Here is a 17,002-nt window from a genome sequence, read left to right on the forward strand (position 1 = left end):
GGTTGCCTGTGGTCCGTTGCCTGTGGTCCTATGCCGGCCGGTTCGAGAGGAAGGGGAACTGCGCATGCAGCCGGTCAAATGGGGCATCGTCAGCACGGCCGATATCGGCCTGAAGAAAGTGATTCCGGCGATGCTGCGCGGCCGCAACATCGAGATCGCCGCCATTGCCTCGCGCGACCTGCCGCGCGCCCAGGCGGCAGCGGGCAGGCTCGGCATTCCCCGGGCCTATGGCTCTTACGAGGAATTGCTGGCCGATCCCGCGATCGAGGCCATCTACAACCCGCTGCCCAACCATCTTCATGTGCCGGTGACGCTGCTGGCGCTTGCTGCCGGCAAGCATGTGCTGTGCGAGAAGCCGATCGCCCTCGACGCGGCCGAGGCGGCACTGCTGACCGAGGCGGCGGCCAAGGCCGGCAAGCTGGTGGCGGAGGCCTTCATGGTGCGCTTCCACCCGCAATGGCAGCGGGCGCGCGAGATGGTCCGCGCGGGCGTGCTGGGCGAGGTTCGCCTGGTCAGCTCGGTCTTCACCTATTATCTCGACGATCCCAACAATGTGCGCAACATGGCCGAGATCGGCGGCGGCGGGCTCTATGACATCGGCTGCTATCCGATCGTCACCGCGCGCTATCTGTTCGGCGCCGAACCCGTCCGCGTCACGGCGGCGATGGACCGCGATCCCAGATTCAAGACTGACCGCCTGACCTCGGCTATTGCCGAGTTTCCGCCGGATGCTTCCGGGGCCGGGCGCCACCTCGTCTTCGGCTGCGCCACGCAATTGGTGCCGCGCCAGCATGTGCAGATCCTGGGCACGAAGGCGCGCGCCGAGGTGATGATCCCGTTCAACGCGCCCCCCAACCAGCCGACCATCATTCGCATCGACGACGGCACGGATCTGAGTGGGGCCAATATCCGGGCCGAGACGATTCCCGCCTGCGACCAATACACCTTGCAGGGCGAAGTCTTCTCGGATGCCGTTCGCGGCAAGGCAACGCTCGAATTCGGCATTGCCGATGCGATCCTCAACATGCGCGTGATCGATGCCATGTTCCGCGCGGCACAGCACGGCAGCTGGGAAAAGCCCTAGTGGCACGGCATCCGCGCATCGCCTTCTATGCGCCGCTGAAGTCGCCGGACCACCCCGACGCCTCGGGCGACCGCACCGTGGCGCGGCTGCTGGTGAAGGCGCTTAAGCGCAGCGGGGCCGAGGTGACGCTCGCCTCGCGCCTGCGGGCCCGGGTGGGCGAGGGTGACGCGGCGGCGCAGCGGCGCATGGCGGCCAGGGGGCACGCCATCGCCGATCGCCTGATCGCAAAATACCGCAGGCAGCCGGCACGCGAACGGCCGCAGGTCTGGTTCACCTATCACCTCTATTACAAGGCGGTCGACTGGGTGGGGCCGCGCGTCGCCAGGGCCCTCGGCATTCCCTATCTGGTGGCCGAGGCCAGCCATGCGCCGAAGCGCGCCGGCGGCCCCTATGCCTTCTCGCATGCGGCGGCGGAAGCAGCGATCCGCGGCGCCGATGCCATTTTCTGCCTCAATCCCGGCGACCGGGCCTGCCTTGCCGGTCTGGTTGCCAAGAAGCGGCTGGTCGACCTGCCACCCTTTCTCGACGTGCAGGCCTTTGCGCCGCATCGGCCGGATCGCGATCTCGGGCGGTTGAAGCTTGCCACCCGTTACCGGCTCGATCCCGATCTGCCTTGGCTGGCCGCCATCGCGATGATGCGGCCCGGCGACAAGCTTGCCTCCTATCGCGTGCTGGGCGAGGCGCTGCGCCATGTGCGGCGACCCTATCAGCTGCTGGTGGTGGGCGACGGCGCCGCGCGGGCCGAGGTCGAGCAGGCCCTCTCGGCCGTCAAGGGCCGCATCGCCTGGCTGGGGTTGCGGGCGGCCCAGGAACTGCCCGAGATCTATGCCGCCGCTGACCTCATGGTCTGGCCGGCGGTCAACGAGGCCTTCGGCATGGCGCTTCTGGAAGCGCAGGCCTGCGGCTGCCCGGTCGTCGCCGGGGCGAGCGGCGGCGTGCCGGCGATCGTCGCCGATGGCGAGACCGGCTGGCTGTCGGCGCCGGGCGATGCGGCAGCCCTCGCCGCCGACATCGATTTTGCGCTGGAGCGGGATCTAGCCCCCTATCGCCTGGCTGCCCGTGCCCATGTCCTCAAGCATCACGACATCGACGCCGCCGCCGCCCGGCTCGGCTGCGTCCTCGCGAAACTGGCGGCGTCGTGACGCTTCTTGCCGTCATCCGCCACGCGCCCACTGCCTGGAACCGCGAGAAGCGCCTGCAGGGCCACACCGATATCGGCCTCGGGGCGGAAGGACGCATCGTCGCCGCCAGCTGGCAGGTGCCGCGGGAATGGCAGGGCTGGCGCCTGCTCACCAGCCCGCTCGGCCGGGCGCGGGAAACGGCCGCGATCCTGTTTCCCGAACGGGAAGCCGAGATCGAGCCCGGTCTTCGCGAAATGAGTTTCGGTGCCTGGGAGGGTCGGCGCCTCGCCGACCTGCGCGTCGATCCCGGCGCCGAGGCGGCGGAGCGGGAGCAACTCGGTCTCGACTTCCGCGCGCCCGGCGGCGAAAGCCCGCGCGAAGTGCAGGCGCGCCTCGCTCCCGTGCTGGCGCGCCTGGCTGCGGAAGGGCTGGACACGGTGGCTGTCAGCCACAAGGCGGTGAGCCGCGCGCTCTATGCCCTTGCCACCGGCTGGCGCATGCTGGAGAAGCCGCCGATCAAGCTGAAGGATGGCTGCGCCCATCTCTTCGACCTGGCCGCCGACGGTTCGCCCCGGGTGGCGGAACTCAATATCAGGCTGGGGTCGGGCGATGGCTAGGCGCCGCGTTGCCCTTTATGTGCAGCATCTGCTGGGAATCGGGCATTTGCGGCGTGCGGCGGCGCTGGCCCGCGCCCTCGATGCTGCGGGGGCGGAGGTGCTGGTGCTGTCCGGCGGACATCCGGTGGCGGGAATCGATTTCGGCGGCGCGCGATTGCATCAACTGCCGCCGGCGGCGACGGCGGACAGCGATTTCTCCGGCCTGCTGGATGAAGCGGGCCGCCCGGTCGACGATGCCTGGCGGGCGCGGCGGCGGGACGAGTTGCTGCGGGCCGTGGCGGCATTCCGCCCGGGGATCATCGTCATCGAGATGTTCCCCTTCGGCCGACGGCCGTTCCGCTTCGAATTGCTGCCGCTGCTGGACTGGGCGGTTGTCCAATCGCCCCGCCCGCTGGTCGCGACCTCGGTGCGCGACATCCTGGTGGACAAGGGCAAGCCGGGCCGGGCCGAGGAGATCGCGGCGATGGTGAGACGTTATTTCGACCTGGTGCTGGTGCATGGCGCCCAGGAGATGGTGCCCTTCGAACGCACCTTTCCGGCCGCTTCGGCCATCGCCGACCGGTTGCATTACACCGGCTATATCGCCGACCTGCCGGATGTGCGGCCGGGCGATCGCAGCCGGGGCGAGGTGCTGGTCTCGGCCGGTGGCGGGGCGGTGGGCGCGCCGCTGCTCGAGGCTGCGCTCAAAGCGCGGCCCCTGTCGCGGCTGAAGGACCGCCGCTGGCGGCTGATCGCCGGCCAAAACCTGCCGCCGGCGGATTTCGCGCGCCTCGCCGCCGCAGTGGCGGGCGATCCCGGCATCGTACTGGAACGGCATCGCACGGATTTCACGCAGCTTTTGGCACAATGTCATGTTTCCCTCTCGCAGGGCGGCTATAACACGGTGATGGAAATCCTCAGCCTGAAGACCCCCGCCGTGCTGGTGCCCTTTGCCGACGGCGCGGAAAGCGAACAGAGCCTGCGTGCGCGCATCCTTGCCGAACGCCAAGCGGTGGATTGCCTGGATCCCGCCAGCCTGACGCCAGCCGCATTGGCCGCCGCCCTCGACCGGCGCGCGGCCCTGGGCGGCCCTGCCTTCACCATCGCCGTGGATGGCGCCCGCCGCGCCGCCGCCCTGTTGCTGGAGCGGGATGGTGCCTGAGATCACTTCGGCGGATCGGGCGGATTGGGATGATCTTGCCCGCGAATGTGATCGCTGGGCAGAGGCGGGCGCGCAGCCGACCCTGTGGTGGCGGGATGACGACGCGGTGGCGGACAGCCCGGCCCTGCGGCAATTGATGGCGGTGGCGCAGGTGCCGGTGGCGCTGGCCGTCATTCCGCTCGCCCCGGAGCGACCGCTGCAGCCCAGCCTCGACGAGGCCCTCGCCGCCTGGCCGGCGGCCAGCGTCCTGCAGCACGGCATTGCGCATCGCAACCGGGCCGCCGCCTCGGCCAAGAAATCCGAATTCCCGCCGGCCGATCCGTCCGACCCGTCGGCGGCCAGGATGGCCGCCGAGATCGCCGCCGGCCTGACCGCGGGCCGTGCCGCCCTGGAACGCGCTTTCGGCCCGCGCTTTCTGCCGGTTCTGACGCCACCCTGGAACCGGCTGGCGCCGGTCTGGGCCGGATCCCTGCCGGGTCTCGGCTTCCGCGGCCTCAGCCGGTTCGGCGAACCGCCCTATGCAGCCCGGCCGGCCATCGCCGGTTTGCGCGAGATCGATACCCATGTCGATGTCATCGACTGGCGGGGCGGCGGCGGATTCCTGGGCGAGGCGGCCTGTCTCGGGCGCCTCGCCGGCCATCTTGCCGCGCGCCGGGCAGGTGCGGCCAGGCGGGACCAGCCGACCGGCCTGCTGACCCATCACCTGGTGCATGATGCCGCCACTTGGCGGTTTCTCGAGAACCTGCAAGATTGGCTGGCGCGGCGGGGCAATCCGGCATCGTTTCAGGACGCCCGCGATTTGTGGCCGTCCCGCCGGCAAGGGAATGGTTCCGGGATGAGTTCGAGGCAGCATGATTGAAGTCCGCTACCCGCTGGGCAGCCTGGTGAAGGATTACCTGATCGGCCTTCTGGGACTTGCCGCCATCATCAATATCCTGACCTCGCTGGAGCCGGGCAGCGGCTTGTTCTGGTTCTTCCTGGCGCTCGGCCTGTTCTTCCTGGTGATGCTGCTGCACGGCGCCCAGCGCCATGTGACGCGTGTCACACTCGGTGAAGATGGCATCGCCATCGGGCCGATCCATCGCCGCTTTATCGCCTGGAACGATCTCAAAGGGTTGAGTTTGAACTTTTACCCGGTACGATCCTGGCTCGGGCGGAACAAGGGGGGATGGATGGCGCTCAAGCTGAAATCGGATCGCAGCTCGATCGCGCTCGATTCCGACCTGCCGCATTTCCAGAGCATTGTCACCAAGGCGGCGCTGGCGGCGCGGGAAAACGGCGTCCTGGTGGATGCCTATACCGCGCACAACCTGCAATCCATCGGCGTCAGGCTGGACGAGGCGGAGGCGAGCGCCGGGGGGCCGCCGCCCGATCTCGGCGGCGAAGTGCGGCCGGATGGCGAGGCGCGGCCATGACCGATCTCCTCAAGGTTAACAATCTGGCGGTCGACTTTGCCCTCGAGGGTGGCTCGATCCAGGCGGTGCGCGGCGTGTCGTTCCGCGTGCCGGCGGGCAAGACCGTGGCGCTGGTGGGTGAATCCGGGTCCGGCAAATCGGTCTGCGCACAGGCGATCATGGGCCTGCTGCCGCGTTCGGCCACGATCCGTTCCGGCGAGATCCTGTTCGACCGACGCACCAGCGGTGGCGACTGGAGCGAGAAGGGCGGTATCGTCGACATCGCCAAGCTGGGCCGCGACGGGCCGGAAATGCGGGCCATCCGCGGCCGCGCCATCTCGATCATCTTCCAGGAGCCGATGACCTCGCTCTCGCCGGTGCACACGATCGGCGACCAGATTGGCGAGGCGCTGCAACTGCATCTCAAGCTGAGCGAAAAGGAGGGCAGGGAAAAGGTTATCGCGATGCTGCGCGCGGTCGGCTTCCCGGATCCGGCGCGCGCCGTCAAGACCTATCCCTTCGAACTGTCCGGCGGCCTCAGGCAGCGGGCGATGATCGCCATGGCGCTGATCTGCAACCCCTCGCTGCTCATCGCCGACGAACCGACCACGGCCCTCGACGTCACCATCCAGGCGCAGATCCTCAAGCTGATGGCGGATCTGCAGAAGGAACTGGGCATGGCGATGCTGATGATCACCCATGACCTCGGCGTCGTCGCCAATGTCGCCGACGAGGTGGTGGTCATGTATCACGGCGAGGTGATGGAGGCCGGCCCGGTCGAGGCCATCTTCCGGGCGCCGGAACATCCCTATCTCAGGGCGCTGATGCAGGCGGTGCCGCGATTCGGCATGACCGACGCGGAACGCCTGGTGCCGATTCGCGAAATCAAGAGCGAGGCCGGGCCGCTGTTCCAGGAAAAGCAACCCTGGCCGGAAGGCGCCGACAAGGCGGGTCCGCTCCTCGACGTGCGCAACGTGCAGAAGGGCTTCACCATCAAGAAGGGCGGCTTCTGGGGCGGCGGGCACCAGCAGAAGGTGACCGCCGTGGCCGATGTCAGCTTCGAGGTGAAGCGCGGCGAGTGCCTGGGACTGGTGGGCGAATCCGGCTGCGGCAAGACGACCCTGTCCAAGATCATCATGCGCGCCCTGTCGCCCGACAGCGGCGAGATCTACTACAACGATCGCGGCCGCCGCCTCGACGTACGCGGCATGAGCGGCGCCGACCTCAACGAATACCGCAAGCGCGTGCAGTTCGTGTTCCAGGACCCGATCGGTTCGCTCAACCCGCGCATGACGGTGTTCGACATCATCAGCGAGCCGCTGGTGATCCACCGGATCGGCGATGCGGCGATGCGCGCCGAGGCGGTGAAGGAGTTGATGGCACTGGTCGGCCTCGACATCCGCCATTTGCGGCGCTATCCGCACAGCTTCTCGGGCGGTCAGCGCCAGCGCATCGGCATCGCCCGCGCGCTCGCGCTCCGACCCGATCTCATCATCTGCGACGAACCGGTCTCGGCCCTCGACGTGTCCATCCAGGCGCAGATTCTCAATCTGCTCAAGGATATCAAGGCGAAGCTCGGCCTGACCTACATTTTCATCTCGCACAATCTGGCCGTGGTCGATTACGTCGCCGACCGCATCATGGTGATGTGCGCGGGGCGCGTGGTCGAGATGGCGCCGACGCAGGAATTGTTCCGCAATCCGCTGCATCCCTATACCAGGGCGCTGCTGGCCGCCGTGCCCAATCCCAGCCTCGACGACTGCCTCGATTTCGGCCGCGTCATGGAGGAGAAGGCCTCGCAGCCTGCGGCCTGGCCGGCTCCCTTCACCATCGATGCCGACAATCAGCCGACGCTGATCGATATCGGCAACGAACATTGGGTGCGCGCCGATTTGTCGATCCGGAGAGAAGCCGCATGAAACACCTACGCGCGCGCATTTCCCGCGTCCTCGGCCTCGTGCTGGCAGCGCCTGCCGTCCTGGCACTGGCGACGCTGCCCGCCCTGGCGGCCGAGGGGGCCCGGTTCATCGGCGCGCCCCTCTTTGCCGAGGCGGAGAAGGCGGGCGACCTGCCGCCGGTGGCGGAGCGGCTGCCGGAGCAGCCCCTCGTCACCGACATGCCGGCGATCGGCCGCCACGGCGGCGAGATCCGCACGCTGATGGCAAGCCCCAAGGACAGCCGCATCCTGGTGGCCTATTCCTATGCCAGGCTGGTTGGCTATGACCGCAATTTCGAGCTCAAGCCCGACCTTCTCGAATCCTTCGAGGTGGCGGAAGGGCGCATTTTCACCCTGCATCTGCGCAAGGGCCACAGATGGTCCAATGGCAAGCCCTTCACCACCGAGGATTTCCGCTTCTGGTGGGAGGATGTCGCCAATAACGAGGAGCTGTTCCCGGTCGGCCCGCCCGCGGTGCTGATCGTCGATGGCGAGAAGCCGCAGGTGGAGGTGATCGACGAGTTCACCATCCGCTATTCCTGGTCGCAACCCAACACCGAGTTCCTCCCGGCGCTGGCCGGGGCGACGCCGCTCTATATCTACCAGCCCGCCAAATACATGAAGAAGTTCCACGCCAAATACGCCGATCCGGCGGAACTCGAGGCGGCGGTCAAGGATAGCGGCCAGCCGAGCTGGGCGGCACTCTACAACCGGCGCGGCAACCAGTACCGCAACGACAATCCGAAACTGCCGACCCTCGATCCCTGGGTGCTGCGCATCAAGCCGCCGGCTGACCGCCTCGTCTTCGTGCGCAACCCCTATTACCACCGGGTTGACCGCAACGGCCGGCAGTTGCCCTATCTCGACCAGGTCGTGATGGATGTCGCCGATTCCAAGCTCATTCCGGCCAAGGTGGCGGCGGGAGAGAGCGACCTGCAGGCGCGCTATCTGCGTTTCGACAACTACACCTTCCTGAAGAAGGCGGAGAAGGAGGGGCGCTTTGCGCTGCACCTCTGGGAAGACAGCCGCGGCTCCAATTTCGCGCTGTTCCCCAACCTCAACTGCAACGACGAGGAATGGCGCAAGCTCAACCGCGACGTCCGTTTCCGCCGCGCGCTGTCACTGGGCGTCAACCGGCACGAGATCAACCAGGCGATCTATTACGGCCTCGGCAAGGAAGGTGCCAACACCGTGCAGGAGATGAGCCCGCTGTTCAGGTCGCAATATCGCCTTTCCTGGTCGGTGTTCGATCTGTCCACCGCCAACCGCCTGCTCGACGAGATCGGCCTCACTGAGCGCGACGATGAGGGTTATCGCCGCCTGCCGGACGGCAGGCGCATGACCATCATCATCGAGACGGCCGGCGAATCGACCGAGGAAACCGACATCCTGCAGCTGATCAAGGACAGCTGGCGGGAGCTCGGCATCGATATCTTCACCAAGCCGTCGCAGCGCGAGGTGTTCCGCGACCGCATCTTCACCGGCGAGACCATCATGTCGGTCTCCTTCGGCGTCGACAACGGCATCCCGACCCCGGACATGAGTCCGAAGGAATTCGCCCCGTCGACCCAGCAGCAATACATGTGGCCGAAATGGGGGCAGTATATCGAGACGCAGGGTGCCTCCGGCACCCCCATCGACCTGCCGGAGGCGCAGGAGCTGGCCGATCTGCTGGCGCAATGGCGCGGCAGCGCCGATGCCGACGAGCGGCGCGAGATCTGGGACCGGATCCTCGCCATCTGGTCCGAGCAGGTCTATTCCATCGGCACTGTCACCAACATTCCGCAGCCGGTCATCGTCGACAAGTCGATCCGGAATCTTCCCGACCAGGGTATGTGGGCCTGGGACCCGGGAGCCCATTTCGGCGTCTACCGCATCGACTGCCTGTGGCGCGAGCTGGCTCCCGAGGCCCTGGCTTCGCTCAGTCCGGTCGAGGATCGCCTGCAATAGAAGGTCGCTAATCCGTCATGCTTCGCTACTTCCTGCAGCGCGTCCTGGTCATGGTGCCGACGCTGCTGATCATCAGCTTCCTGATCTTCGTCATCATCCAGGCGCCGCCCGGCGACTTCCTGGAAACCACTTTGGCCGAACTGCAGGCGCGCGGCGAAAGCATGGACCAGAACCAGATCGAGAGCCTGCGCGCCCTCTATGGCCTCGACCAGCCCTTCCATGTGCAGTACCTGCGCTGGCTGTTCGGGCAGTGGGATGGCCTGAGCTACGTGAAGGGCGGCCTCATCTTCGGCGATCTCGGCTATTCGTTCGAATACAACCAGCCGGTGGCCGATATCGTCGGCGACCGGCTGGCGCTTACCGTGATCGTCTCGATCGCCTCGATCCTGTTCGTCTGGATCGTTTCCTTTCCCATCGCGGTCTATTCGGCGACCCACCAGTACGGCCTGTTCGACTATATCTTCACCTTCGTCGGCTATCTCGGCCTGGCGACACCCAGCTTCCTCATCGCCCTCATCCTGCTCTATTTCGCCAATATCTGGTTCGGCACCTCGATCGGTGGCCTGATGGACCCGGTCTATGTCGGCCAGCCCTGGTCGGCCGCCAAGTTCTGGAGCATCATGGAGCATATGTGGGTGCCGGTGCTGGTGATCGGCCTGCCCGGCACCGCCGGCATGATCCGCCGCCTGCGCGCCAATCTGCTGGACGAACTCAACAAGCAATATGTCACCACCGGCCGCGCCAAGGGCCTGCCGCCCCTGAAGCTGCTGGTGCGCTATCCCCTGCGCATCTCGCTCAACCCCTTCATCGCCGATATCGGCAGCCTGCTGCCGGAGCTGATCTCCGGTTCGGTCATCGTATCCGTGGTCATGTCGCTGCCGATCACCGGACCGATGCTGCTTACCGCGCTGCGGTCGCAGGATATGTATCTCGCCGGGTCGTTCCTGATGTTCATGGCCTTCCTGACCGTGATCGGCGTCTTCATCTCAGACATCCTGCTGGCGCTGCTCGATCCACGCATCCGGCTTGGCGCGGGAGCCGAAAAATGACCGATATCGGCCAGCAATCCGGATCGAATGGCAATTCGCGCGGCGGCAGCCTGCTGCCGCATTTCGTCAATCCGAGGCCGTTCGACCCCTACGACGTCGAGAAGGTCAATCCGGCGCTCGAAAAAATCTACATGGCCAGCCAGTGGCGCATGATGTGGCTGCGTTTCCGCCGGCATCGCGTCGCCGTGTTCTGCGGCATCGTGCTGCTGGCCATGTATGCGGCCATCCTGTGTGTCGAATTCCTGGCGCCCTATAACCAGCACAGCCGCAATGTCGACTATATCTATACGCCGCCGCAGGACGTGCATTTCTTCCACGAGGGGTCATTCATCGGCCCCTTCGTGTATGGCCTCGACTACCGGCTGGACATGGAGAATCTGGAGCGCGTCTATACCGAGCGGACCGACGATCCGCGGCCGATCCGCTTTTTCTGCGCGGGCGATTCCTACAAGTTCTGGAACCTGATCGAGGGCAATCTGCACCTGGTCTGTCCGCCGGATTCGGAAACACCGCTCTTCCTGCTGGGCTCGGACCGGCTCGGCCGCGACATGCTTTCGCGCATCCTCTACGGCATGCGCATCTCGCTCACCATCGGGCTCATCGGCGTCGCCGTCAGCTTTGCCCTCGGCATCGTCTTCGGCGGGCTGGCCGGCTATTATGGCGGGTGGATCGACGACCTGCTGCAGCGCACGATCGAGGTGCTGCGCTCGATCCCGCATCTGCCGCTGTGGCTGGCGCTTGCCGCCATCCTGCCGGTGGACTGGTCGCCGATGCTGGTCTTCTTCGGCATCACCATCATCCTCGGCCTGATTGACTGGACCGGACTCGCCCGCGCGGTGCGGTCGCGCCTCCTGTCGCTGCGCGAGGAAGATTTCTGCGTTGCCGCGCAGCTGATGGGGGCGAAGCCGGGCCGCATCATCTTCCGCCACCTGATGCCCAGCTTCATGAGCCATCTCATCGCCTCGGCGACGCTGGCTATCCCCGGCATGATCCTGGGCGAGACGGCGTTGTCCTTCCTCGGCCTCGGCATCCGGCCGCCGATCACCTCCTGGGGTGTCCTGCTCAACGAGGCGCAGAACATCAACGTGGTGGCGCTCTATCCCTGGCTGATGCTGCCCATCCTGCCGGTGATCGTGGTGGTCCTTGCCTTCAACTTCCTGGGCGATGGGCTGCGCGACGCGGCCGATCCCTATCGCTGAGCGCGCGACAGCCGGCGCGTGCACAATTGGCGACGCGTCAGCAATTGGCAGCGGAAAAGGATTGGCAGGGTGATCCCGAAATGCGAGAATTCGTTCTCACCACTATATTATTGGGGGCATGGATGTTGATGCGCGTTCTCGTTCCGGCGTTTGCCGTTCTGGCTCTGGCGGCCTGCCAGCCGCAGCATGGCCGGGTCCATCTTGCCGAAGACGAGAAGATCCAGATCGCCAAGGGCGTCTGGGACTCGTTCGAGGAGTACAAGCGGCTGATGGGCCGGGGCGGCGGCGCCTTTGCCGTGACCGAGGATGGGCTGGGCTCGGCCTACTCCTATTGCCCGGCGGATCGCTGCCTGCCCGGCAGCATGACCCAGAGCGCCATCGAATTGTGCGAGGGCGCCGGCGTGAAATGCGTGATCTTCGCCCAGGGCACGTCGATCAAGGTCGATTACGACGTGATCGACTGATCGGCGCAATCGCCTCGCCAGCGCAATCGACTGGCCGGCGTGATCGACGGGTCAGTCGGTGATGCGGATATGGCCGGCCTGTCCAGCGACCCGGGCCAGCCAGGCCCTGATTGCCGGATAGCGCGAAAGGTCGAAGCCGCCCTCATGCGCCACATGGGTGTAGGCGTAGAGGGCGATGTCGGCGATGCTGTAGGTGGAACCGACGAAATAGTCCCGGCTCGACAGGTGATCTTCCATCACATCGAGGGCGCGATAGCCGCCGGCTATCTTCACCGGCAGCAAGGGCTCGGTCGTCTCGGTCCTGCCCAGATGGGCCACCCAGTGCCGCACCACCGCGATGGTCGGCTCGTGGGTGTATTGTTCGAAGAACATCCATTGCAGCACCTGGGCGCGCTGCAGGCGGTCCTGCGGCCAGAACGCGGTGCCTTCGGCGAAGTAGTAGAGGATGGCGTTCGACTCGGCGAGGCAGGTGCCGTCCTCGAGCACGATGGCCGGCACCTTGCCGTTGCGGTTGACCTTGAGAAAGTCGGGCTGACGGGTCGAGCCGTCATCCACATTCATCTCGATGCGCTTGAACGGCAGTCCCAGCTGCGAGAGCAGCAGGCGCACCTTGTAGGCATTGCCGGATATGGCACTGTCGTAGAGCGTCAGCATGCGATTCCCCGGTTCGAGAGTGGATGGCGCGGCGAGATTAGGCGCGCCGCGCGGCAAACAACAGGCCGGAAAATCTCAAGGCTCGCTTGAGCCGGATTCACGCCCATTCCGCTTCAGGTTCATTCCGCCTCAGTTCATTCCGCCTCAGTTCATTCCGGCAGGCTCACCATGCGACCGAGGCGCTGCCCGCCCAGGAGATGCAGGTGGAAATGCGGCACCTCCTGGTGGCCGTCGGCCCCGGTATTGGCAATGGCGCGGTAGCCGGTGACGTCGATACCGGCGAGACGGCTCACCTTGGCGACGGCACGGGTGAAGGCGACGATCTCGGCATCCGAGGCGCGGGCGGAAAAATCCTCGAAGGATTCGTACGGGCCCTTCGGGATGAGGAGCACATGCGCCTTGGCCTGGGGGCGGATGTCGCGGAAGGCGAGGACGTGCTCGTCCTCATAGACCGTCTGGTTGGGGATTTCGCCGCGCAGGATCTTGGCGAAGATGTTGTTGCTGTCATAGGCCATGGAAATGCGCTCCGCAAACGCGTGATGGGTGGCATCGGGTCACCGCAGGCTGACCGAATCCGCCCGTCGAAGTCAAGCAAAAGCCCGCCCAGCCCTCATATAACCTCCTGATTGATAATATCTTTTTGTCTTTCATCAAGTTGTAACAATAGTGTCGTACTTGACCCGGCAACGAAGCCAAAGAGGTTCCCGACCCATGGTCCGAGATCGCCGGCCGGCCGCCCCCGCGCAAACCCCAGCGCCAATTCCCGGGCAGCCCGATGAAGGCCAACCGCCGCGCGGTCTGCTCGCCGCCCTGGCGGTGGCGCTCAGCCTTGTCCTGGGGCTGGCAGCCCCGGCTCAGGCCAGGGACCAGATTCACATCGTCGGTTCCTCGACCGTCTATCCCTTCTCGACCGCGGTGGCCGAGCATTTCGGCAGTGGCGAATTTCGCGCGCCAGTAGTCGAGGCATCGGGCACCGGCGGCGGCTTCAAGCTGTTCTGCGCCGGTCTTGGCGCGAACACGCCCGACATCGCCAACGCCTCGCGCCAGATCAAGGACAGCGAGGTCGAGACCTGCCGGGCCAACGGCGTCACCGAAATCGTCGAGATCGAGATCGGCTATGACGGCATCGTGCTGGCCAGCTCGAAGCAGGCGCCGTCCCGCGCCCTTAACCTGCGCGACCTCTACCTCGCCCTCGCCAAGACCGTGCCGGTCGACGGCGCGCTGGTGCCGAACCCCTATCGCAGCTGGAACGAGATCAACCCGGCGCTGCCGGCCGCGCGCATCGAGGTTCTGGGCCCGCCGCCCACCTCCGGCACGCGCGACGCGTTCCTCGAACTGGTGATGGAGCCGGCCTGCCACGCCTTTCCGGAAGTGGCGGCCATCGCCGACAAGAACCAGCAGAAGGCGCTGTGCCAGACCCTGCGCGAGGACGGCGCCTATATCGACGCCGGCGAGAACGACAATCTCATCGTGCAGAAGCTCTCCGGCAACCCGGCCGCCTTCGGCATCCTCGGCTATTCCTTCCTCGCCGACAATCTCGACCGCCTGCAGGGCAGCGCTGTCGACGGTGTGGCGCCGACCGAGGAGAACATCATCGGCGGTGCCTACCGGATCGCGCGCAAGCTCTACATCTATGTCAAGAAGCAGCATCTCGAGCTGGTGCCGGGCCTCGGCGAATTCGTTGCCGAATTCGTCTCGGACCGCGCCTCGGGCCCGCAGGGCTATCTCGCCGACAAGGGCATGATCCCGATGCCGGCGCCCGAGCACGATATCGTGGCGGCGGCGGCCCTTGCCGCCCTGCCGATCGCCAGCTCGCTCGGCGCCGGCCTCGACCTCGGTCCCGCGGCGGCGCTGCTGCCCTGGGGCACCGTGGCGCTGCTGCTGATCCTATCCTCGATCGGTTTCCAGCTTGGCCGACGCCGTGCCTTCGCCTCGGTCGGCGGCCGCGCCCGCCAGCTGCACTCGCTGCCGGGCTATCACGGCATCTTCGTCGGCCTCGGCGCCTTCCTGCCCGGCGCCCTCGCCCTGCTTGCCGGCGTCTTCGTCGTCCGCAGCCTGCCGGCCGAATCCAGCCGCGACGTGATCTGGGCGGCGATCGCCGCCGCCACCTTCGCCGCGGCTGCCATCGGCCTGGCCTGGGCGCAGCGCCATATCAGCGCCCAATTCCGCGCCCGCAACGCGGTCGAGCGCGCGGTCATGGTGTTGCTCATCGTCTGTTCGCTGCTCTCGATCCTCACCACCATCGGCATCGTGCTGTCGCTGGTGTTCGAGGCGCTGCGCTTCTTCGCCACCGTTTCGCCGTTCGAGTTCCTGTTCGGCCTGCAATGGTCGCCGCAGATGGCGATCCGGGCCGACCAGGTCGGCCAGTCGGGCGCCTTTGGCGCCGTCCCGGTCTTCGCCGGAACGATGCTGATCACCATCATCGCCATGGCGGTCGCCGTGCCGATCGGCCTGATGGCGGCGATCTATCTCTCCGACTATGCCGGCAAGAAGACCCGCAGCTGGGCCAAGCCGCTGATCGAGATCCTGGCCGGCATCCCGACCGTGGTCTACGGCTTCTTCGCCGCCCTGACCGTGGCGCCGCTGGTGCGCAATGCCGGCAATGCCCTCGGCCTTGATGTCGCCTCCGAATCGGCGCTCGCCGCCGGCCTCGTCATGGGCGTCATGATCATCCCGTTCATCTCCTCGCTCTCCGACGACGTGATGAACGCGGTGCCGCAGAGCTTGCGCGACGGCGCCTATGCGCTGGGTGCGACCAAGTCGGAAACCATCCGCCAGGTGGTGGTGCCGGCGGCCCTGCCCGGCATCATGGGCGGCATCCTGCTGGCCGTCTCGCGCGCCATCGGCGAAACCATGATCGTGGTCATGGCGGCCGGCCTCACCGCGCGCCTCACTGCCAACCCGCTGGATGCGGTGACGACCGTGACCGTCCAGATCGTCACCCTGCTGGTGGGCGACCAGGAATTCGACAGCCCGAAGACGCTGGCCGCCTTCGCCCTCGGCCTCGTCCTCTTCGTGGTGACGCTGATCCTCAACATCGTCGCCCTTCACATCGTCAAGAAGTATCGAGAGCAATATGAGTGACGCGAAGATGAACGGCACCGCCGCCGCGCGGCCGAATCCGCGGCCGAACCTCAGCCAGCAATGGATCCGGCGCCGCTACGCCGCGGAACGCCGCTTCAGGCTCTATGGCCTCCTGGCCGTGGCGGCGGCCATCGCCATGCTGGCGGTCCTCCTGGTCTCGATCGTCGGGCGCGGCTATTCCGCGTTCTACCAGACCCAGGTCAGCCTCGACGTCTTTCTCGACCCGGCCGAGATCGCCGCCGATGGCCGGACCGATGCCGACACGCTGATGGGCGCCAACTACATGGCCCTGGTCCGCGAATCGCTGCGCGGCATCTTCCCCGAGGTCACCGGCCGCACCGAGCGACGCGACCTCAACCGCCTGATCTCCAACAGTGCCGGCGACGTCGTCCGCACGGCCGTGATGGATGACCCGTCGCTGATCGGCCAGACCATCCGCCTCACCTTCCCGCTCGACGACAAGATCGGCATGCTGCACAAGGGGTTCATCGACCGCAATTTGCCGGAATCGGAACGTGTCGTATCGGACAGAGAAATCGCCTGGTACGACCGGCTGGTTTCGGAAGGGCTGGTCAGCACCGGCCTCAACTGGAACTTCCTCAGCAAGGGCGATTCGCGCGAGCCGGAACAGGCCGGCATCCTCGGCGCCTTCATGGGGTCGATGTTCACCATGCTGGTGACCATCGTGCTGGCACTGCCGCTCGGCGTCATGAGCGCCATCTATCTCGAGGAATTCGCGCCGAAGAACCGCGTCACCGAACTGATCGAGGTCAACATCAACAACCTTGCGGCCGTGCCCTCGATCGTGTTCGGCCTGCTCGGCCTCGCCGTGCTGCTGGGTGTCTTCGGCATGCCGCGCTCGGCGCCGCTGGTCGGTGGCGTGGTGCTTTCGCTGATGACCCTGCCCACCGTCATCATCGCGACGCGCGCGGCACTCAAGGCGGTTCCGCCTTCGATCCGCGAGGCGGCCTATGGCGTCGGTGCCTCGCCGCTCCAGGTGGTGCTGCACCACGTCCTGCCGCTGGCTACGCCCGGGATCATGACCGGCGCCATCATCGGCCTTGCGCGTGCGCTCGGCGAATCGGCGCCGCTGCTGATGATCGGCATGGTCGCCTTCATCGTCGACGTGCCGGGCGCCGTCACCGACCCGGCGACCGTCCTGCCGGTGCAGATCTATCTCTGGGCCGACAGCCCGGAACGCGCCTTCATCGAGAAGACCAGCGCCGGCATCATGGTGCTGCTGGCCTTCCTCATCACCATGAACGCCATCGCCATCTTCGTTCGTCGCCGCTTCGAGCGGCGCTGGTAA

Annotated in this window: 15 protein-coding genes and 1 pseudogene; 14 read left to right on the forward strand and 2 right to left on the reverse strand. The window is 66.4% G+C overall.

The annotated features are described in order from the left end of the window. Window positions 1-64 precede the first annotated feature (64 nt). The 11 genes from A8950_RS00605 to A8950_RS00655 all read left to right on the forward strand — a co-directional run bounded on the left by A8950_RS00605 (window position 65) and on the right by A8950_RS00655 (window position 11,955). A complete protein-coding gene (locus tag A8950_RS00605; protein WP_133611541.1) occupies window positions 65-1,084 on the forward strand; it encodes a Gfo/Idh/MocA family protein in 1,020 nt (339 codons plus the stop codon). Next, entirely contained in the window at window positions 1,084-2,226 is a 1,143-nt protein-coding gene (locus tag A8950_RS00610; RefSeq protein WP_133611542.1) for a glycosyltransferase family 4 protein, read from the forward strand. Before A8950_RS00605 ends, A8950_RS00610 begins: the two co-directional genes overlap by 1 nt. Beyond that, window positions 2,223-2,822, forward strand: coding sequence for a histidine phosphatase family protein (locus A8950_RS00615; protein WP_133611543.1), 600 nt, complete (start codon window positions 2,223-2,225; stop codon window positions 2,820-2,822). The genes A8950_RS00610 and A8950_RS00615 overlap by 4 nt, the downstream gene beginning before the upstream one ends. Next, a complete protein-coding gene (locus A8950_RS00620; protein WP_133611544.1) occupies window positions 2,815-3,963 on the forward strand; it encodes a glycosyltransferase family protein in 1,149 nt (382 codons plus the stop codon). Before A8950_RS00615 ends, A8950_RS00620 begins: the two co-directional genes overlap by 8 nt. Beyond that, on the forward strand, window positions 3,953-4,822 hold the full coding sequence (locus tag A8950_RS00625; protein ID WP_133611545.1) for a polysaccharide deacetylase family protein: 870 nt from the start codon (window positions 3,953-3,955) through the stop codon (window positions 4,820-4,822). The genes A8950_RS00620 and A8950_RS00625 overlap by 11 nt, the downstream gene beginning before the upstream one ends. Continuing rightward, complete coding sequence (locus A8950_RS00630; protein ID WP_133611546.1) at window positions 4,815-5,378, forward strand: hypothetical protein; 564 nt, start codon at window positions 4,815-4,817, stop codon at window positions 5,376-5,378. Before A8950_RS00625 ends, A8950_RS00630 begins: the two co-directional genes overlap by 8 nt. Next, window positions 5,375-7,276 (forward strand): ABC transporter ATP-binding protein, encoded by a 1,902-nt coding sequence (locus A8950_RS00635; RefSeq protein ID WP_133611547.1) that lies wholly within the window; start codon window positions 5,375-5,377, stop codon window positions 7,274-7,276. The genes A8950_RS00630 and A8950_RS00635 overlap by 4 nt, the downstream gene beginning before the upstream one ends. Beyond that, window positions 7,273-9,243 carry an ABC transporter substrate-binding protein gene (locus tag A8950_RS00640; protein WP_133611548.1) on the forward strand — a complete coding sequence of 657 codons (1,971 nt, stop codon included), beginning with the start codon at window positions 7,273-7,275 and terminating at the stop codon, window positions 9,241-9,243. The genes A8950_RS00635 and A8950_RS00640 overlap by 4 nt, the downstream gene beginning before the upstream one ends. A 17-nt stretch (window positions 9,244-9,260) precedes the next feature. Next, on the forward strand, window positions 9,261-10,292 hold the full coding sequence (locus A8950_RS00645; protein ID WP_133611549.1) for an ABC transporter permease: 1,032 nt from the start codon (window positions 9,261-9,263) through the stop codon (window positions 10,290-10,292). Then, window positions 10,289-11,491 (forward strand): ABC transporter permease, encoded by a 1,203-nt coding sequence (locus tag A8950_RS00650; protein WP_133611550.1) that lies wholly within the window; start codon window positions 10,289-10,291, stop codon window positions 11,489-11,491. The genes A8950_RS00645 and A8950_RS00650 overlap by 4 nt, the downstream gene beginning before the upstream one ends. A gap of 128 nt (window positions 11,492-11,619) precedes the next feature. Next, on the forward strand, window positions 11,620-11,955 hold the full coding sequence (locus A8950_RS00655) for a hypothetical protein (RefSeq protein ID WP_133611551.1): 336 nt from the start codon (window positions 11,620-11,622) through the stop codon (window positions 11,953-11,955). Window positions 11,956-12,006: 51 nt separating this feature from the next. Here A8950_RS00655 and A8950_RS00660 read toward each other — a convergent pair whose 3' ends face one another. Together A8950_RS00660 and A8950_RS00665 are read right to left on the reverse strand one after the other, a co-directional pair. Continuing rightward, complete coding sequence (locus tag A8950_RS00660; protein WP_133611552.1) at window positions 12,007-12,609, reverse strand: glutathione S-transferase family protein; 603 nt, start codon at window positions 12,607-12,609, stop codon at window positions 12,007-12,009. Window positions 12,610-12,758: 149 nt separating this feature from the next. Then, a complete protein-coding gene (locus A8950_RS00665) occupies window positions 12,759-13,124 on the reverse strand; it encodes a histidine triad nucleotide-binding protein (protein ID WP_166644922.1) in 366 nt (121 codons plus the stop codon). Between the two features lie 196 nt (window positions 13,125-13,320). Here A8950_RS00665 and A8950_RS19320 point away from each other — a divergent pair. From A8950_RS19320 to pstA, 3 genes and pseudogenes are all read left to right on the forward strand, one after another. Beyond that, window positions 13,321-14,301: pseudogene (locus A8950_RS19320) on the forward strand (PstS family phosphate ABC transporter substrate-binding protein); the annotation flags it as partial. Between the two features lie 159 nt (window positions 14,302-14,460). Next, window positions 14,461-15,693 carry a phosphate ABC transporter permease subunit PstC gene (gene pstC / locus A8950_RS19325; protein WP_407644217.1) on the forward strand — a complete coding sequence of 411 codons (1,233 nt, stop codon included), beginning with the start codon at window positions 14,461-14,463 and terminating at the stop codon, window positions 15,691-15,693. Next, a complete protein-coding gene (gene pstA / locus A8950_RS00675) occupies window positions 15,686-17,002 on the forward strand; it encodes a phosphate ABC transporter permease PstA (RefSeq protein WP_208109683.1) in 1,317 nt (438 codons plus the stop codon). Before pstC ends, pstA begins: the two co-directional genes overlap by 8 nt.

This window comes from Dongia mobilis, assembly GCF_004363235.1.
Lineage (GTDB): Bacteria > Pseudomonadota > Alphaproteobacteria > Dongiales > Dongiaceae > Dongia > Dongia mobilis.

What these genes read in the sequence shown, in the direction of transcription:
- A8950_RS00605 (WP_133611541.1), top strand. Translation starts at nt 65, where the DNA reads ATGCAGCCGGTCAAATGGGGCATCGTCAGCACGGCCGATATCGGCCTG.
- A8950_RS00620 (WP_133611544.1), top strand. Translation starts at nt 2,815, where the DNA reads ATGGCTAGGCGCCGCGTTGCCCTTTATGTGCAGCATCTGCTGGGAATC.
- A8950_RS00625 (WP_133611545.1), top strand. Translation starts at nt 3,953, where the DNA reads ATGGTGCCTGAGATCACTTCGGCGGATCGGGCGGATTGGGATGATCTT.
- A8950_RS00630 (WP_133611546.1), top strand. Translation starts at nt 4,815, where the DNA reads ATGATTGAAGTCCGCTACCCGCTGGGCAGCCTGGTGAAGGATTACCTG.
- A8950_RS00635 (WP_133611547.1), top strand. Translation starts at nt 5,375, where the DNA reads ATGACCGATCTCCTCAAGGTTAACAATCTGGCGGTCGACTTTGCCCTC.
- A8950_RS00640 (WP_133611548.1), top strand. Translation starts at nt 7,273, where the DNA reads ATGAAACACCTACGCGCGCGCATTTCCCGCGTCCTCGGCCTCGTGCTG.
- A8950_RS00645 (WP_133611549.1), top strand. Translation starts at nt 9,261, where the DNA reads ATGCTTCGCTACTTCCTGCAGCGCGTCCTGGTCATGGTGCCGACGCTG.
- A8950_RS00650 (WP_133611550.1), top strand. Translation starts at nt 10,289, where the DNA reads ATGACCGATATCGGCCAGCAATCCGGATCGAATGGCAATTCGCGCGGC.
- A8950_RS00655 (WP_133611551.1), top strand. Translation starts at nt 11,620, where the DNA reads ATGCGCGTTCTCGTTCCGGCGTTTGCCGTTCTGGCTCTGGCGGCCTGC.
- A8950_RS00660 (WP_133611552.1), bottom strand. Translation starts at nt 12,609, where the DNA reads ATGCTGACGCTCTACGACAGTGCCATATCCGGCAATGCCTACAAGGTG.
- A8950_RS00665 (WP_166644922.1), bottom strand. Translation starts at nt 13,124, where the DNA reads ATGGCCTATGACAGCAACAACATCTTCGCCAAGATCCTGCGCGGCGAA.
- pstA (WP_208109683.1), top strand. Translation starts at nt 15,686, where the DNA reads ATGAGTGACGCGAAGATGAACGGCACCGCCGCCGCGCGGCCGAATCCG.